Origin of the sequence: Plasticicumulans acidivorans (assembly GCF_003182095.1) — a bacterium.
GTDB classification, from domain to species: Bacteria; Pseudomonadota; Gammaproteobacteria; order Competibacterales; family Competibacteraceae; genus Plasticicumulans; species Plasticicumulans acidivorans.
Genome location: NZ_QGTJ01000005.1, coordinates 283,687 through 300,725, shown reverse-complemented (window position 1 = coordinate 300,725; position 17,039 = coordinate 283,687). Strand labels below are relative to the sequence as shown.

The following is a 17,039-nucleotide window of genomic DNA, read 5'->3' as shown; positions in this document are numbered from 1 at the left end:
TTGTGTTCACCACAGAGCTCGAATCGCAGCGATACCGATCGCCCCGTGCGCCCAGGCCGTCTCAAGATCGCCCGGCCCGACACCTCCGAGTGCATAAATCGGCAGCGACGTCGCGGCGCAACGGCTGGCGAATTCGCTCCAGCCGATGCCCGCCTGCCCCGGATGACTCATGGTCGCAGCGACTGGCCCAAGCACGGCGAAATCGACGCCGAGGCGCCGAGCCAGCGCGAGTTCATCAGCATCATGGCAGGAGGCCGCCACCCAACATCCGCCGGGCAACGGTCGCTGCTGGCAGCGGCGCAGCTGTGCTCCGCTCAAATGCACGCCATCAGCCCCAAGCTTCTGTGCCAGTTCGGGGCTTGAATTGAGGAGGAGAGGCACCCCAGCGGCAGCCGTCAGCGTGTGGGCCTGCCGATACAGGGCAGCGAGCGCTGTCTCATCGAGTGAATGAGCACGCAGCTGCACCAGCCGCACCCCACGCGCCAGCGCGGCTTGCAGGCGATCGAGGAACGCAGTGAAACCATCGCTCGGTTCATCCGTGACCAGATAACATTCAGGCAAGCGCAGTGCAGTAAGGATCGGCACATCGGCTGCCGGGAAGTCGGCCTGATTCAGTTGATCCGGAAAACGCCATGCCACGGGCTGGCCTTCCCGCCCATGGGGCTCACCGCGCCAGCGATCGACTCGCCATACGTCGAGCAGCACGCTCTTGTCGGCATAATCGTGACGAACCTTGAGTAGAGGCCGTGCCCGCTCCAGATCGACGCCAAGTTCTTCATTCAGCTCGCGGGCAAGCGCATCAATCACCGCTTCCCCCGCTTCTAGCTTCCCGCCGGGAAACTCCCACAGGCCGCCCTGATGGGCTTTTGCTGCACGCCGGGCCACGAGGACTCGCCCATCGTCCGCGACCAAGGCTCCGGCAGCAACGTGGACCAGCGGACGAACGGCAGCAGCAGGCATCGACATGGCTCAGGAGCGGTATTCGGCGTTGATCTTTACATAATCGTAAGAAAAATCGCAGGTCCAGACCCGATCACAGACCGGACCGCGGCCAAGATCCACGCGGATCATGATTTCCGGTTCGGCCATCGCCGCGGCCGCATCCGCCTCGACATATCCAGCCGCACGACCGCCCTGCTCCGCCACCAGCACGTTACCGAGCCACAGACGCAGGCAGGAGACGTCAAGATCATCAACACCCGCGTAGCCAATGGCCGCCAGGATACGTCCGAGGTTCGGATCAGATGCGAACAGGGCCGTCTTGACCAACGGCGAGTGGGCGATCGCTTTACCGACGCGCAGGCACTCTGCACGATCCCGCCCGCCATCGACCGCAATGGTCACGAATTTCGTTGCGCCTTCACCGTCACGGGCAAGCGCCTGAGCCAGCCAGATGGCGACTTCACGCATCGCATTTTCGAGCGCCTGACAGGCCGGACTGGAAGCGTCCGTGATTTCCGGTAGCGTTGCCGTTCCTGCCGCGATCAGCACGAAGGAGTCGTTGGTCGAGGTATCACCGTCAACGGTGACGCGATTGAAGGACTCATCGGCAATGCGTTTGAGCATGGCCTGCAGCAATCCCGGCGCCACCGCGGCATCGGTGGCGATATAACCCAGCATCGTCGCCATATTCGGATGAATCATCCCCGAGCCCTTGGCGATCCCGGTCACCGTCACCTGCTGGCCGTCGATTTCGATGTGCTTCGAAATTCCCTTGGCGACGGTATCGGTGGTCATGATCGCTTCAGCTGCGGTCTCCCAGCCGGTTTCGCTTAAACCAGCGAGGCAGCTCGGCAGGCCGGCAACGATGCGCTCGACCGGCAGCGGCTCCATGATGACGCCCGTGGAGAACGGCAGCACTTGTTCCGCTGCACAGCCGAGTGCAGCCGCCAGCTCAGTACACACCGCCCTGGCCCGGGCGACACCATCGTCGCCAGTGCCAGCATTGGCATTGCCGGTGTTGACCACCAGCGCACGGATCGGCTCGCCGTGCTGCAGGTGAGCGCGGCACAGCTGCACCGGAGCGGCACAGAAGCGGTTCTGAGTGAACACGCCAGCCACGCGAGCACCTTCCGGCAGCACCATCACCAGCACATCCTTGCGGTTGGGCTTACGTACGTGCGCTTCGGCGACGCCTAAACGCAGCCCGGTGATCGGCAGCAAACTGCCCGGAGCGGGAGCGATCAGATTGACAGCCATCATCGTGTCCTCAGTTCAGCTTGCCGTGGCAATGCTTGTACTTCTTGCCCGAACCGCAGGGGCACGGATCGTTGCGCCCCACTTTGCGCTCGCCGCGCACGAACGGTGTATGCGCGGCCTCGTCCTCCTCTGGCAGGGAGGCGTCATCGTCGTCGTCACTCGCCAGCGCCGAAACCTCAGCATGTTCGTACTGCAGGTTCTGCGGCTCCTTGGGCTGCTCGGGCATCTCCGTCGGTTGCGCTTGGAACTGCACTCGCATCAGGAAGGAAGCAACATCATGCTGAATGCGGTCGAGCATGGCCTCGAACATTTCGAACGCTTCGCGCTTGTATTCCTGCTTCGGATTCTTCTGTGCAAAGCCGCGCAGATGGATGCCTTGGCGCAGGTAATCCATCGCTGCCAGATGCTCCTTCCAGTGATTGTCGAGCACCTGCAGCAGCACGGATTTTTCCAGGTGGCGCATCCATTGCTCACCGACCTGTGCTTCCTTCTCAGCGTAAGCCGCGTCGGCCACTTCGATGACACGCGTGCAGATAGTCTCGTCGTCCAGGCCGTCATCGGCGGCAACCCAGCTGCTGATGTCGAGGGACAGACCAAAATCGTCTGCCAGCGCCTTGTCGAGCCCGGCCGGATCCCACTGCTCCGCTACACTGCCCGGCGGCACAAAGCTGCCGACCAGCTGGGTCAGTGCCGTGTGCTGCATCGAGATAACGCCCTCGCGGACATCCTCGGCCGCCAGCAACTCGTTGCGCTGCGCGTAGACCACCTTGCGCTGATCGTTGGCGACATCGTCGTATTCGAGCAGCTGCTTGCGGATATCAAAGTTATGCGCTTCGACTTTGCGCTGGGCGTTCTCGATGGCGCGCGTCACCCAGGGATGCTCGATCGCCTCGTTCTCCTTCATGCCGAGCTTCTGCATCAGCACGGAGACACGCTCAGAGGCAAAGATGCGCATCAGGTTGTCCTGCAGTGACAGATAGAAACGGGACGAGCCCGGATCACCCTGACGCCCTGAACGACCGCGCAGCTGGTTGTCGATACGCCGTGATTCATGCCGCTCGGTACCAATGATGTGCAGGCCCCCAGCCGCGACCACGGCTTCGTGGCGCGCCTGCCAGGCGCTGCGCACCGCCTCCCTGCTCGCCTCGTCGGCTTCGGGAGCCAGCGCTTCGAGCTCACTGCCGAGACTGCCGCCGAGCACGATGTCGGTACCGCGACCGGCCATATTCGTGGCGATGGTCACAGTCCCCGGCCGACCGGCCTGGGCGACGATTTCAGCCTCGCGATCGTGCTGCTTGGCGTTGAGCACAGCGTGCGGAATCTTCGCCTTGTCGAGCAGCTGCGACAGTAGCTCGGAGACTTCGATCGAGGTCGTACCGACCAGCACCGGCTGGCCGCGTTGATGGCAGTCCTTGATGTCCTCGATGACGGCCCGGTACTTCTCGTCCTGCGTCAGGAACACCAGATCGCCCATGTCTTTGCGGATCATCGGCCGGTGCGTCGGCACAACGACCACTTCAAGGCCGTAGATCTGCTGGAATTCGTAGGCTTCGGTATCCGCAGTGCCGGTCATGCCGGACAACTTGGTGTAGAGGCGGAACAGATTCTGGAAGGTGATCGACGCCAGCGTCTGGTTTTCTGCCTGGATCTGCACACCTTCCTTGGCCTCGATGGCCTGATGCAGGCCATCGGACCAGCGCCGTCCCGGCATCGTACGGCCGGTGAACTCATCGACGATGACGATCTGGCCTTCACGGACGATGTATTCCACATCCCGGTGGAACAGATGATGCGCCCGCAGACAAGCGTTGAGGTGATGGAACAGCGTCAGATTGGCCGAGTCGTAGAGGCTCTCGCCTTCGCGTAACAGGCCGCTTTCCGCGAGCAGCGCCTCGACCTTGGCGTGCCCTTCTTCGGTAAGGAAGACCTGCTTCATCTTCTCGTCGATCGAGAAATCGCCCGGCCCTTCCTCTTCCTCCTGCTTCGTCAGCTGCGGAATCAGCGCATCGATGCGCTTGTACAGTTCGGAGCTTTCCTCGGCAGGCCCCGAAATGATCAGCGGCGTGCGGGCCTCGTCGATAAGGATCGAGTCGACTTCGTCGACGACTGCGAAATTCGGCGGACGCTGGACCTTCTGCTCCGGCGAAAACGCCATGTTGTCTCGCAGATAGTCGAAGCCGAACTCGTTGTTGGTGCCGTAGGTGATGTCGGCCGCGTAGGCGGCACGCTTCTGCTCGGCATCCATTCCAGCGATGACCACACCCGTCGTCATGCCGAGGAACGCGAACAACTGCCCCATCTGTGTCGCGTCACGTCGCGCCAGATAGTCGTTGACGGTGACGATGTGCACACCCTTGCCGCTCAACGCGTTGAGGTAGGTCGGCATCGTCGCTGTCAGCGTCTTACCCTCGCCGGTGCGCATCTCGGAGATTTTGCCCTGGTGCAGCACCATGCCGCCGACACACTGCACATCGAACGGCCGCAGCCCCAGCACGCGCTTGGCAGCTTCACGCACGACGGCGAACGCTTCCGGCAGCAGATCGTCGAGTGTTTTACCGTCGGCGATCTGCTGACGGAACTCGGTAGTCTTGGCCCGCAGCTCGTCGTCGGTCAGTGCCGAGATCGCCGGTTCGAACGCATTGATCTTGGCTACCTGCTTGCGCATCGCCTTGACCAGGCGCTCGTTGCGGCTGCCGAAGATCAGCTTCATCAGATTCATGAGATCGCCTTTGACTTACATGGCCCGAACGCGATAAGGCGGCGGATGATACCCGATGCAGGCGGCGTTTCGGAGTTCGTCCCCGGGGAGAGCAAACACCTTGCCGCTGAACGCACAAGGCGCGACGAGGATTTCGTCGCGCCTTGTGCGTTCATCCGGGTTGCGTTCTGCAGACAACGAATCTCAGCGGACAGTTGCAACCTGCGCCGGCTGCAGGAAGGAAATCGGCGCCGGCTGATTGCCGGTGAACGTCACTTCCTCCCAGGCTTCGCGCTCGGCCAGCAAGGCGCGCAGCAGCGCATTGTTCAGGCCGTGCCCGGACTTGTAGCCGATGAACGAGCCGATCAGGCTGTGGCCAAGCAGGTAGAGATCGCCAATCGCATCAAGAATCTTGTGCTTGACGAACTCATCCTCGTAGCGCAGCCCGTCCTCGTTGAGGATGCGGTATTCGTCCACGACCAGCGCATTGTCGAGGCTGCCGCCCAGCGCCAGATTGTGCTCACGCAGGTATTCGATTTCATGCATGAAACCGAAGGTGCGCGCCCGGCTGACTTCCTTGACGAACGAAGTCGCGGAAAAATCGATCTTGGCGGTCTGCGGCCGGTTGCGGAACACCGGATGGTCGAAGTCGATGGTAAACGCCACCTTGAAGCCGTTGAACGGCTCAAAGCGCGCCACCTTGTCGCCATCACGAACCTCGATCGCACGCTTGATGCGGATGAAGCGCTTGGGTGCGGCCTGCTCCTCGATACCGGCGGACTGGATCAGGAACACGAACGGGCTCGCGCTGCCGTCCATGATCGGCACTTCCGGCGCACTGACATCGACGATCGCATTGTCGATGCCCAGCCCGGCGAAAGCCGCCAGCAGGTGCTCGACGGTCGAGACGCGCACATCACCGGCGTGCAGCGTGGTCGACAGCTGGGTGTCACCGACATTCAGCGGCGTGGCGTAAATCTCGACGGGTGTCGGCAGATCGATACGCCGAAAGACGATGCCGGCATCCGGCGGCGCCGGGCGCAGCGTCAGATAGACCTTTTCGCCCGTGTGCAGGCCGACGCCTGTGGCGCGGATGACATTCTTTAACGTGCACTGCCTGATCATGGCGGTACCCCCAACGCTCGGTTCCGGCGACGTCCGTTCGGCAGCGGCTTACGACCGAGGCGACGCGCGGTGTGACAGGAAAGTTGCGGCGAAGTATGACGCACGCAACAGGCTGTGTCATTGTGCAAGGCAACAATACAACAAACAAGCGATGAGTCACCAACTCGTCACAAAAGTTTCGTCCGCCAAGCATCGGAACAATAAAAAAGCACGAAAAAGGGGCACGGCATCCCGCCGTGCCCCCTTGGGCGACGCCCGCACAAGCCCTCCTCGCCGGGGAGACATCCGACGAGGCAGAAGATCCTGTGCGGCCCCCGCCCGACCCCGGGCAGGGGCAAACCGGTCAGTCGGCCTGACGGCGCAGGAACGCCGGAATATCGAGATACTCCAGTTCGGACTCGTTGCGATCCGCAAACACATCGGTCGGCGTCTGCGGCTTGCTCTTCGCTGCCGGCGAGACCGCAGGACGCGGCTCGTTACGCGGCTCCGCACGCTCACCACCGGCACGCCCCGGGAACGGGCGCACGGCACCGACGCTGCCCATCGCCGGTGCGACGGCCTGCGGTGTCGTCGCCGGCAGTTCGCCGGCTGTACGGCTGCCGATGCCGGTAGCGACGATGGTCACGCGCAGCTCGCTGCTCATCTCCGGATCGATGACGGTACCAACCACCACGGTGGCATCATCGGCCGCCAGATCACGCACGATTTCACCGACTTCATGGAACTCGCCAATCGTCAGGTCCATACCGGCAGTGACGTTGACCAGCAGGCCGCGCGCACCAGCAAGGTCGATATTCTCCAGCAGCGGGCTGGCGATGGCGGCTTCAGCGGCTTCACGCGCACGACCGTTGCCACTCGCCCGGCCGGTACCCATCATCGCCACGCCCATTTCCTCCATCACCGTGCGCACGTCGGCGAAGTCGACGTTGATCAGGCCCGGACGGGTGATCAGTTCGGCGATGCCCTGCACGGCCCCGGCGAGCACATCATTCGCCGCCTTGAAGGCATCGAGCAGGGTCGCCCCCTTGCCGAGCACCGGCAGCAGCTTGTCGTTGGGAATGGTGATCAGCGAATCGACTTCCTGAGCCAGCTCCTTGATGCCCTGCACGGCGACGTCCATGCGCTTGCGGCCTTCGAAACCGAACGGCTTGGTGACCACGGCCACGGCGAGGATGCCCATTTCACGCGCGACCTGGGCCACCACCGGAGCTCCACCGGTGCCGGTGCCGCCGCCCATGCCCGCGGTGATGAACACCATGTCGGCACCGTCGAGCGCCTCGCGGATGCGCTCGCGGTCTTCCATGGCCGCCTTCTTGCCGATTTCGGGGTTCGCACCCGCACCAAGACCCTTGGTGACGCCGGAGCCTAGCTGCAGGGCATGCTGCACGGTATAGGAACGCAGGGCCTGCGCATCGGTATTGGCGCAGTAGAAATCCACGCCCTCGATGTGATGGCTCGACACCATGTGCTGCACGGCGTTACCGCCGCCGCCGCCGATGCCTATGACCTTGATGATCGCGTTCTGCTGGTTGTGCTCCATGATCTCGAACATGGTGTTTGTCTCCTCTGAGTTCCTGGCGTCCTGCCGTCTGCCCGCCGGACAGAACGCCGCGACTGCCGCGTGATGAAATCTAGAAATTGCCCTGGAACCACGCTTTCATGCGTGCGAACAGTCCCTGTCGCCCATCCTTGGCCGCCGAGCCGGGTTTGCCAGCCGAACGGTTCTCACTTCCCACCAGCAACAGTCCAACGGCCGTCGAATAGACCGGGTTGCCGATGACATCAGGTAAGCCGATGACATGCATGGGCATGCCCTGGCGTACCGGAACATGGAAGATCTCTTCCGCGAGCTCGGTCGCTCCGCGGATGCGTGAACTGCCGCCGGTCAGCACGATGCCGGCAGCGATCAGATCCTCGAAACCGCTGCGCCGCAGCTCGGCCTGAATCAGACCGAACAGCTCCTCGTAGCGGGCCTCGACCACCTCGGCGAGGGTCTGCGCCGACAGGCGTCGCGGCGCCCGCTCGCCGACGCTCGGCACCTCGATTTCCTGCTCACTGGAGGCGTAGGCGTTGAGGCAGCAGCCATGCTCAAGCTTCAGCGTCTCAGCAAACTGCGTAGGCGTGCGAAACGCCACCGCGATGTCATTGGTGACCTGATCACCGGCGATCGGAATCACCGCCGTGTGCTGGATCGCACCGTTGACGAACACAGCAATATCGGTCGTGCCGCCGCCGATGTCGACCAGGCACACGCCAAGCTCTTTTTCATCGTCAGTCAGCACGGCGCGCGCGGAAGCCAGTGGCTGCAGGATGATGTCGTCAACCTCAAGATTGCAGCGCTCGACGCATTTGACAATGTTCTGCGCTGCACTGACCGCCCCGGTCACCATGTGCACGCGCGCCTCCAGGCGCACGCCGGACATGCCGATCGGCTCGCGGATGCCCTCCTGATGATCGATCAGGAACTCCTGCGGCAGGATGTGCAGCACTTTCTGGTCAGTCGGGATGGCCACGGCACCCGCCGCCTCGATGACGCGATCGACATCCGCCTGCGTCACTTCCTTGTCGCGGATCGGCACGATGCCGTGTGAATTCAGGCTGCGGATGTGACTGCCGGCAATGCCGGTGAACACCGAATGGATCTGGCAACCTGCAGTCTGCTCAGCGCCCTCGATCGCGCGCTGGATCGACTGCACCGTCGACTCAATATTGACGACAACGCCCTTCTTCAGACCCCGCGAGGGCTGCGAACCGCAGCCGATCACTTCGAGCTCGCCATCGGCCCCGACTTCGCCGACCAGCGCGACGACCTTCGACGTACCGATGTCGAGTCCGACCACCATTTTCTTGTCGTGTTTCCTGGACATGCCCAGCGTTTCCCCGTGATCTCAACCCGCGCCCAGCGCGCCCGCATGACTCAGCCCGGCGGTACGACGCGACCAGGCGTCTGCATCCACCGTCCGGGCGGTACCCGCGTGAGTCGCATCGCTCCCCGATGCCGACTTCCAGCGCACGGCAAAACCATTCAGGTAACGCAGGTCCACTCCCGCGATGCGTCCGGCATCAGCAGCGAGCACCTGCGGATAAACGTCCACGAAGCGATCCAGCCTCTCGGCGAACGCTTCGCGTCCCAGATAAAGTTCAATGTCGTTGTCGAGGTGCATCGACCAGGCGCCGCGAGCGTCCTGGCGCAGATCGACAACCTTCAGGCTGAGCGCCGCCAGACGCCGGTTGACCGCACCGTAGGTATCCATCAGCAGAGCCTCGTGGCCGGGCGGGCCCGACAGCTGCGGCCAGTCGTGCTGCTCGCGCAATTTGCCTGGACGGAACACCCGGGCGCGGGTGTCGAGCATGTCACCGTCCGTGCCCCACTTGGCGAAGGGCACTCGCTCGACGAAACGCACGGCAACGGTATCCGGCCAGCGCCGGGTGACATCGACCGATTCCACCCAGGGATTGCCGGCAAACCCTTCGCGCATCGCCCGCATGTCCAGGCGAAAGAAGTTGCGCCCCAGATAGGGACGTACCACCGCCTCCGCGTCCTCCGGTCCGAGGTTGCGCAGATCACCGTCGACAGTGACCTTGCGCAGCGGGAACTCGCCTTCACGCAGCATCCAGTCGGCGGTGCGCACACCGCCCCAGGCGATGCCGGCAAACGCCGCCAGCGTGCCGAGCACACGCAAGACCGTGCTCGCGCCGCTGCCGAGCTTCCAGCCGCGCTGCTCGCCCGCCTCATGGCGGGTGCGTACTGCGCCGCGCTTGCGCCGGCGCCGCAACAGACTCATTGCGCCGCCACCCCGCTGCTTTCGAGAATGCGCCAGCACAGTTCGTCGAAATCGAGGCCGGCGACACGCGCCGCCAGCGGCACCAGACTGTGGTCGGTCATCCCCGGTACGGTGTTGACTTCAAGCAGCCACGGCGCACCCGCATCATCGAGCATCAGGTCGACGCGCCCCCAGCCGCTTGCGCCGACCGCCGCAAACGCCCGTGTTACCAGCGACCGCAACTTGACTTCGAGCTCATCGCCGAGACCCGCCGGGCAGTGATACTGCGTGTCGTCGCGGTTGTACTTGGCCTCGTAGTCATAAAACTCGACGGCGGCCTGCATGCGGATCAGCGGCAGTGCCTCGCCGGCGAGCACGCCACCAGTCAGCTCCCGGCCAGTCACCCAGGGCTCGATGATGACCGGCGAATCGCAGGCGGCCGCAAGCTCGAATGCCGCAGCCAGCTGCTCGGCGCGCTCGACCCGCGTCACCCCGATGCTCGACCCCTCGCGCGTCGGCTTGACCGCGAGCGGCAGGCCAAGCTCGTCGATGACACCGTCGAGATCCGCCGCGCTCAGCGCCAGGCGAAACGGCAGCGTCGGCAGATCGAGCGCCTGCCAGATCAGCTTGGTGCGCCACTTGTCCATACCGATCGCCGAGGCCTGCACGCCACTGCCGGTATACGGCAGGCCAAGCAGTTCGAGCGCGCCCTGGATCACGCCATCCTCGCCACCACGGCCGTGCAGCACGATGAACACGCGGTCGAATGCGCCTTCACGCAGCACTTCGAGCACATCACGCCCGGCGTCGATGCCATGCGCATCGATACCGCGTCGGCACAGTGCCGCCAGCACGGCCCGCCCGCTCTTCAGCGAGACCTCGCGCTCCGCCGACCAGCCGCCGAACAGCACCGCCACCTTGCCGAAGGCGGCTGCATCGGTGACGCGCTTACGCGTTTCGTTCATGTCGATCATCCCGTCAATGTTACTCGTTCGACGCAGTCTTTGCTGCATCGCAACATTACGATTCACTCGGCAGTCCAACCTTCCCGCCCCAGACGATTGGCACAGGCACCGATATCCCCCGCACCCATCATCAGCACCAGGTCGCCGTCACGCAGCACCGCCGGCAGTGCAGCCGCCAGATCGGCGGCACGATCGACGAACACCGGATCGACGAGCCCGCGGGCACGGATCGCCCGTGCCAGTGCACGACCGTCGACGCCTGCGATTGGTTTCTCGCCGGCCGGATAGACGTCGGTCAGCAACAGCACGTCGACCGTCGACAGCACCTGCGTGAAGTCCTCGAACAGATCGCGGGTGCGCGTGTAGCGATGTGGCTGAAACGCCAGCACCAGCCGCCGCTGCGGCCAGCCACCGCGGATCGCATCAAGCACCGCAGCCACCTCGCGCGGATGGTGACCGTAGTCATCCATCAGTTCGATCTGGCCACCCTGCGGCAAGGTCAGTGTGCCGTGCTGATGGAAGCGCCGGCCGATGCCCTGGAAGCCGAGCAGCGCCGAGCGGATGGTGTCGACCGGCACGCCGAGCTCAAAAGCCACGCCGATCGCCGCCAGCGCGTTGAGCACGCTGTGCCGGCCCGGCAGGTTCAACGTCACCTTCAGCGCCACGCCACCACCGGACAGGTGGGCGGTGAAATGCGTCTGCATGCCGTGCTGCACGATATCGGTCGCGCGCACGTCGCAGTCCTCACTGGTACCGTAGGTCAGCACCGGACGGTTGACCTGCGGCAGCGTGCGCCGTACCTCGGGATCATCGAGGCAGAGCACCGCGAGCCCGTAAAACGGCAGGTGGTGCAGAAATTCGACGAAAGTGCCGCGCAAGCGCTCGAAATCACCGCCGTAGGTCGACAGATGATCGGCGTCGATATTGGTGACCACCGCGATCATCGGCTGCAGATACAGAAACGAGGCATCCGACTCGTCGGCTTCGGCGACCAGGTATTTGCCAGCCCCGAGGCGCGCGTTGGCACCGGCGCTGTTCAGACGCCCGCCGATGACGAAGGTCGGATCGAGACCACCCTCGGCCAGCAGGCTGGCGATCAGGCTGGTCGTCGTGGTCTTGCCGTGCGTGCCGGCAACGGCAATGCCGTAACGAAAGCGCATCAGCTCGGCCAGCATCTCGGCGCGCGGCACCACCGGCAGACGCGCCTCACGTGCGGTGATCAGCTCCGGGTTGTCCTCGGTGACAGCGCTGGAAACGACGATGCAGTCGCGACCGGCGACATTCTCGGCACGGTGGCCGGTGAACACCTGAGCACCGAGTTCGACCAGACGCTGCGTCACTGCATTGCTCGCCAGATCCGAACCCGACACGGTGTAGCCAAGGTTGATCAGCACCTCGGCGATGCCGCTCATGCCCGCACCGCCAATACCGACGAAATGCACTTTGCGAATGCGCCGCATGCCATGGCTGAGCGGACTCAGCATGCCTTGTGCGTTGACCGGGCTGTTCATGAAGACGGTTCCTGCTTGGGGTTCGGGGGGAATGCCGTCGGGCGGGCGATCGCCAGCCCGGCTTCAGCAACACGAAGAGCGGCCTGCGGCTGCGCCAGCCCGCGCGCTGCCTCGGCCATCGCCAGCAGGCGGCTGCGATCGGCGAGCAACGGTGCAAGCTCGTCGGCCAGGCTCTGCGCCGTCAGCGTCGACTGCGGCAGCACCCGCGCCGCGCCGGCACGCTCCAGATAACGACCGTTGGCGGTCTGATGGTCATCGACGGCAAACGGGAACGGCACCAGCAAGCTGCCAACACCGGCCGCGGCCAGCTCCGCGACGGTCAATGCACCGCTGCGGCACAGCACCAGATCGGCCCAGGCGTAGGCCGCCGCCATGTCCTCGATGAAGGGTTCCGGCTGCACCTCAAGCCCGGCTTGGCGATAGGCCTCGGCGGCGGAATCGAGCATCCTGCCGCCGGCCTGGTGACGCACCTGCGGCCGCTGTTGCTCCGGCAGCAGAGCCAGCGCCTGCGGCACCAGCTGATTCAGTGCCAGCGCCCCCTGGCTGCCACCGACGACGAGCAGCCGCACAGCAGCAGCATCGCGCCCGGCGAAACGCTCAACCGGTGCCGGCAGTGCAGCGATCTCGGCGCGCACCGGATTGCCGGTGGCCAGCGCCGCACGGGCGGCCGGGAAAGCCCCGGGAAACGCCTCGCAGACCCGTGTCGCCAGCCGAGCCAGGATGCGGTTGGTGTAGCCGGCAATGGCATTCTGCTCGTGGATCAACAGCGGAATGCCGCGCAGACGCGCCATCGCTCCGCCGGGCCCGCTGGCAAAACCACCGAAGCCGATGACCAGCCGCGGCTGCAGCCGGCGCAACAGCGAGAATGCCTGCGCGCAGGCACGCGCGAGCATGAAAGGCGCCGACAACCGCCGCCCCCAGCCCTTGCCGCGCAGACCGGCGACATCGAGGCATTCGAGCGGGAAGCCGCGGGCTGGCACCAGCCGCGCCTCCATGCCCTGCGTCGACCCCAGCCAGACCACCGGGATGCCGCGCGTACGCAGCTCCTCGGCCACCGCCAGAGCCGGAAACACGTGACCGCCAGTGCCGCCGGCCATGATCAGTACGGGAGACGTCATGGCGCACGTACCTTGGCCAGCAGCCGTTCGCGCAGCGCCAGGGGATTTTCCTCGGCACGGGTCTCGACATCGACACGCAACAGGATCGCGAAGGCGATGCACATCACCACCAGCGAAGAACCGCCGAAGCTGATGAACGGCAGCGTCAGCCCCTTGGTCGGCAGCACGCCCATGTTGACGCCCATGTTGATCAGCGCCTGAAAACCGATCCACAGACCGATGCCGTAGGCCACATAAGCGCCGAAGGGCTGCTTGACCCGTTCGGCCCGCGCACCGACCTGGAAGGCGCGCACCACCAGCGTGATGTAGAGCGTCAGCACGCCGAGCACGCCGAGCAGGCCAAACTCCTCGGCGAGGATGGCGAAAATGAAGTCGGTATAGGCTTCAGGCAGATAGAAGAGCTTCTGCACGCTGGCGCCGAGGCCGACACCGAACATCTCGCCGCGGCCGATGGCGATCAGCGACTGCGTCAGCTGGAAACCCTTGTTGAACGGATCTTCCCAGGGATTGAGGAAGCTCGACAGACGCGCGCGCCGGTACGGTGAGGACCACAGCAGCACGGCCATGCCGCTGACCACCAGCAGCTGCATCGCCGAGAACTGCCAGATATTGACGCCGCCAAGGAACACCATGCCCAGCGCGACGAAGATGATGACCATCGTCGCGCCGAAGTCGGGCTCCATCAGCAGCAGCAGAGCGAGCACGCCCAGTACCAGCAGCGGCCGGATCATCGCCACGATCGAGGCACGCAATGCGGCGCCGTGGCGGCGCAGGTAACCGGCGACGTAGATGATCGCCGCGAGCTTGGCGAGCTCGGAGACCTGCACGTTCATGATGCCGAGATTGATCCAGCGCCACGAACCGTTGACGCGACGGCCGATGCCCGGGATCAGCACCAGCACCAGCAGTAACATTACGCCCATCAAAATCGCCGGCCCGCGCTCATACCAGGTCTCGATCTCGATCTGGAAAGCGAGCCAGCCCAGCATCAGCCCGAGCAGCAGATAGGCAACGTGGCGATAGAGGAAATAGAACGGCTGGCCGGTCGTACGATCGGCCATCGGCATCGACGCCGAGGTCACCATCAGCACGCCGACCGCGATCAGCAGCATCGCCGGAAACACCAGCCAGGGATCGAGCGGCGCCAGGCGCTCCTCACCTTCCTCCGGACGTGGATGGATGCGATCGAGGACGCCGTTCAGCATGAGCCGAGCCTCTGCGCGGCCTGCGCGAACAACTGCCCGCGCTCGACGTAATTGCGGTACATGTCGAGGCTGGCGCAGGCCGGCGACAGCAGGACCACATCCCCCGTCTGCGCCAATGCCGAAGCCTGCTGCACGGCGCTGTCCATATCCGGCGCGTGCGCAACCGTCACCCGCCCGCCCAGCGCAGCCTCGATCACCGGGGCATCACGCCCGATCAGCACCACGGCGCGGGCGCGTCTGGCCAGCACGTCGGCGAGTGCCGTGAAATCCTGCCCCTTGCCGTCGCCGCCGGCGATCAGCACCAGCGGCTCGCTGAAACCGGCCACGGCGGCCTCGGTCGCACCGACGTTGGTACCTTTGGAATCGTCGTAGTAACGCACACCGGCGTGTTCGGCAACGAGCTGGGTGCGGTGCGTCAGACCGCCGAATTCGCGCGCGGCCGCCAGCATCGCTGCCAGCTCCAGCCCGGCACACTCACCGAGGGCGAGCGCCGCCAGCACATTGGCCAGGTTGTGCAAGCCACCGAGGCGCAGCTCGCCGGCAGCGAGCAGGCGTTCGCCACCACGACACAGCCAGAGCGCCGTACCGTCGCGCTGCAGGCCGTAATCGTCAGCGCTCGGCAAGCCAGTGCTGAAACCGATCTGCCGCCGCTGCGGCAGGGCCATCGCCATCACCCGCGCGTCCTCGCGGTTGAGCACCTGCACGCCATGACCGGCGAATACCCGCGCCTTGGCGGCGGCGTAATCGTCCATACCGTCGTAGCGGTCGAGGTGATCGGGCGTGACGTTGAGCACCGTCGCCGCCAGGCAATCGAGCGAGCCGGTGGTTTCGAGCTGGAAACTCGACAGTTCGAGCACGTACAGATCCGGGATTTCGCCCCGGGCCTCGCTGGCCAGCCACAGATCGAGCGCCGGCGTGCCGAGATTGCCGCCGACCGCGACCCTGCGTCCCGCCCGCGCTGCCATTTCGCCGAGCAGCGTCGTCACCGTGCTCTTGCCGTTGGAGCCGGTGATACCGATCACCGGCACACGGCTCAGCCGCGCAAACAGCTCGACGTCACCCCACACCGGCACGCCGCGCGCAGCCGCCGCGGCAATTGCCGGCGTGCGCACCCAGACGCCGGGGCTGACGATCAGCCGTGCGGCCCGCGCGAACAGCGCCGGGTCGAAGGGGCCGCAATGGCATTCGGCACTCGGGGCGATCTGCGCCAGCGCCTCGCGCCCCGGCGGCTCGGCACGCGAATCGGCGACGGCGAACTCGACACCGAGCCAGGCCAGTGCGCGCGCCGCCGACAGGCCGGAGGCACCAAGCCCGACGACCAGCGTCAGACCGGACAGATCAGGACGGGGAGCAGCAGCGCTCATCGTCGTCACCGGATCTTCAGCGTCGACAGGCCAATCATCACGAGGACCACCGTGACGATCCAGAAACGCACGATCACGCGCGGCTCGGGCCAGCCCTTGAGCTCGAAGTGATGGTGCAGCGGTGCCATGCGGAAGATGCGCCGGCCGGTCAGCTTGAACGAGCCGACCTGCAGGATCACCGACACCGTTTCCATGACGAACACGCCGCCCATGATCACCAGCACGATCTCCTGGCGCACGACGACGGCGACGATGCCGAGCGCCGCACCGAGCGCCAGGGCGCCGACGTCGCCCATGAACACCTGCGCCGGGTAGGCGTTGAACCACAGAAAACCAAGGCCGGCACCGAAGATGGCACCGCAGAACACCATCACCTCGCCGACACCGGAGACATAGGGAATGCCGAGGTAATTGGCGAAGATCGCATTACCGGACAGGTAGGCGAACACGCCCAGACCGCCAGCGACCATCACCGTCGGCATGATCGCCAAGCCGTCGAGGCCGTCAGTCAGATTGACCGCATTCGAGGAACCGACCACGGTCAGGTAGGCGAGCAGGATGAACCAGGGACCGAGTTCGATAACCACGTTCTTGAAGAACGGCACGATCAGCGCCGTCGACACCGGGGTCTTGGCCGTGAGGTACAGGAGCACGGCCGCGATCAATCCCGCGACCGACTGCCAGAAGTATTTTTCTTTGGCTGACAATCCTTTGGATTGTTTTTTGACCAGCTTGCGGTAGTCATCGACCCAGCCGATGGCGCCGAAGGCCAGCATCACCAGCAACACGATCCAGACGTACTCGTTGCGCAGATCGGCCCACAGCAGGGTCGCGACAGCGATGGCAACCAGGATCAGCGCACCGCCCATCGTCGGCGTTCCCGCCTTCGACAGATGCGATTGCGGGCCGTCCTGACGCACGAACTGCCCGATCTGGTAATAGGAAAGACGACGAATCATCGCCGGGCCGACCAGCAGCGCAATGAACAGCGCCGTCAGCAGGCCGAGGATGGTCCGCAGCGTCAGGTAGGAAAATACGTTGAAGCCGCTGTAGTAGTGGGTCAGCAGCTCGGCCAGAAAGACCAGCATCG

At 64.7% G+C, this 17,039-nt stretch carries 13 protein-coding genes; all 13 read right to left on the bottom strand.

Translation table 11 applies throughout. The features are described from left to right. Positions 1–6 precede the first annotated feature (6 nt). The 13 genes from C7443_RS10860 to mraY all read right to left on the bottom strand — a co-directional run bounded on the left by C7443_RS10860 (position 7) and on the right by mraY (position 17,037). Positions 7–960: a Nudix family hydrolase gene (locus tag C7443_RS10860; RefSeq protein WP_110018619.1), complete on the bottom strand. Its 954-nt coding sequence runs from the start codon at positions 958–960 to the stop codon at positions 7–9. Positions 961–969: 9 nt separating this feature from the next. Next, the gene (argJ, locus tag C7443_RS10855) at positions 970–2,199 is read right to left on the bottom strand and encodes a bifunctional glutamate N-acetyltransferase/amino-acid acetyltransferase ArgJ (RefSeq protein ID WP_110018671.1); all 1,230 of its coding nucleotides are present in this window, start codon (positions 2,197–2,199) and stop codon (positions 970–972) included. 10 nt (positions 2,200–2,209) lie between these two features. Continuing rightward, positions 2,210–4,918: a preprotein translocase subunit SecA gene (gene secA / locus C7443_RS10850; RefSeq protein ID WP_110018618.1), complete on the bottom strand. Its 2,709-nt coding sequence runs from the start codon at positions 4,916–4,918 to the stop codon at positions 2,210–2,212. 183 nt (positions 4,919–5,101) lie between these two features. Further along, positions 5,102–6,022, bottom strand: coding sequence for a UDP-3-O-acyl-N-acetylglucosamine deacetylase (gene lpxC, locus C7443_RS10845; RefSeq protein WP_110018617.1), 921 nt, complete (start codon positions 6,020–6,022; stop codon positions 5,102–5,104). 343 nt (positions 6,023–6,365) lie between these two features. Continuing rightward, positions 6,366–7,574, bottom strand: coding sequence for a cell division protein FtsZ (gene ftsZ, locus C7443_RS10840; RefSeq protein WP_110018616.1), 1,209 nt, complete (start codon positions 7,572–7,574; stop codon positions 6,366–6,368). Between the two features lie 79 nt (positions 7,575–7,653). After that, entirely contained in the window at positions 7,654–8,889 is a 1,236-nt protein-coding gene (gene ftsA, locus C7443_RS10835) for a cell division protein FtsA (RefSeq protein WP_110018615.1), read from the bottom strand. Positions 8,890–8,910: 21 nt separating this feature from the next. After that, complete coding sequence (locus tag C7443_RS10830) at positions 8,911–9,807, bottom strand: cell division protein FtsQ/DivIB (RefSeq protein ID WP_110018614.1); 897 nt, start codon at positions 9,805–9,807, stop codon at positions 8,911–8,913. Beyond that, the gene (locus C7443_RS10825) at positions 9,804–10,751 is read right to left on the bottom strand and encodes a D-alanine--D-alanine ligase (protein WP_110018670.1); all 948 of its coding nucleotides are present in this window, start codon (positions 10,749–10,751) and stop codon (positions 9,804–9,806) included. The genes C7443_RS10830 and C7443_RS10825 overlap by 4 nt, the downstream gene beginning before the upstream one ends. Before the next feature lie 62 nt (positions 10,752–10,813). Beyond that, positions 10,814–12,211, bottom strand: coding sequence for a UDP-N-acetylmuramate--L-alanine ligase (murC, locus tag C7443_RS10820; RefSeq protein ID WP_246004621.1), 1,398 nt, complete (start codon positions 12,209–12,211; stop codon positions 10,814–10,816). Between the two features lie 47 nt (positions 12,212–12,258). After that, positions 12,259–13,380, bottom strand: coding sequence for an undecaprenyldiphospho-muramoylpentapeptide beta-N-acetylglucosaminyltransferase (murG, locus tag C7443_RS10815; protein ID WP_110018613.1), 1,122 nt, complete (start codon positions 13,378–13,380; stop codon positions 12,259–12,261). Beyond that, complete coding sequence (gene ftsW, locus C7443_RS10810) at positions 13,377–14,585, bottom strand: putative lipid II flippase FtsW (protein ID WP_110018612.1); 1,209 nt, start codon at positions 14,583–14,585, stop codon at positions 13,377–13,379. Before ftsW ends, murG begins: the two co-directional genes overlap by 4 nt. Continuing rightward, complete coding sequence (murD, locus tag C7443_RS10805; protein ID WP_110018668.1) at positions 14,579–15,949, bottom strand: UDP-N-acetylmuramoyl-L-alanine--D-glutamate ligase; 1,371 nt, start codon at positions 15,947–15,949, stop codon at positions 14,579–14,581. The genes ftsW and murD overlap by 7 nt, the downstream gene beginning before the upstream one ends. 5 nt (positions 15,950–15,954) lie before the next feature. Then, a complete protein-coding gene (mraY, locus tag C7443_RS10800) occupies positions 15,955–17,037 on the bottom strand; it encodes a phospho-N-acetylmuramoyl-pentapeptide-transferase (RefSeq protein WP_110018611.1) in 1,083 nt (360 codons plus the stop codon). Positions 17,038–17,039: the final 2 nt, after the last annotated feature.

Coding starts and splice junctions, on each gene's coding strand:
- mraY (WP_110018611.1), bottom strand. CDS start 17,037: ATGCTGGTCTTTCTGGCCGAGCTGCTGACCCACTACTACAGCGGCTTC.
- secA (WP_110018618.1), bottom strand. CDS start 4,918: ATGAATCTGATGAAGCTGATCTTCGGCAGCCGCAACGAGCGCCTGGTC.
- C7443_RS10860 (WP_110018619.1), bottom strand. CDS start 960: ATGCCTGCTGCTGCCGTTCGTCCGCTGGTCCACGTTGCTGCCGGAGCC.
- argJ (WP_110018671.1), bottom strand. CDS start 2,199: ATGGCTGTCAATCTGATCGCTCCCGCTCCGGGCAGTTTGCTGCCGATC.
- murC (WP_246004621.1), bottom strand. CDS start 12,211: ATGCGGCGCATTCGCAAAGTGCATTTCGTCGGTATTGGCGGTGCGGGC.
- murG (WP_110018613.1), bottom strand. CDS start 13,380: ATGACGTCTCCCGTACTGATCATGGCCGGCGGCACTGGCGGTCACGTG.
- murD (WP_110018668.1), bottom strand. CDS start 15,949: ATGAGCGCTGCTGCTCCCCGTCCTGATCTGTCCGGTCTGACGCTGGTC.
- C7443_RS10825 (WP_110018670.1), bottom strand. CDS start 10,751: ATGAACGAAACGCGTAAGCGCGTCACCGATGCAGCCGCCTTCGGCAAG.
- lpxC (WP_110018617.1), bottom strand. CDS start 6,022: ATGATCAGGCAGTGCACGTTAAAGAATGTCATCCGCGCCACAGGCGTC.
- ftsA (WP_110018615.1), bottom strand. CDS start 8,889: ATGTCCAGGAAACACGACAAGAAAATGGTGGTCGGACTCGACATCGGT.
- ftsZ (WP_110018616.1), bottom strand. CDS start 7,574: ATGTTCGAGATCATGGAGCACAACCAGCAGAACGCGATCATCAAGGTC.
- ftsW (WP_110018612.1), bottom strand. CDS start 14,585: ATGCTGAACGGCGTCCTCGATCGCATCCATCCACGTCCGGAGGAAGGT.
- C7443_RS10830 (WP_110018614.1), bottom strand. CDS start 9,807: ATGAGTCTGTTGCGGCGCCGGCGCAAGCGCGGCGCAGTACGCACCCGC.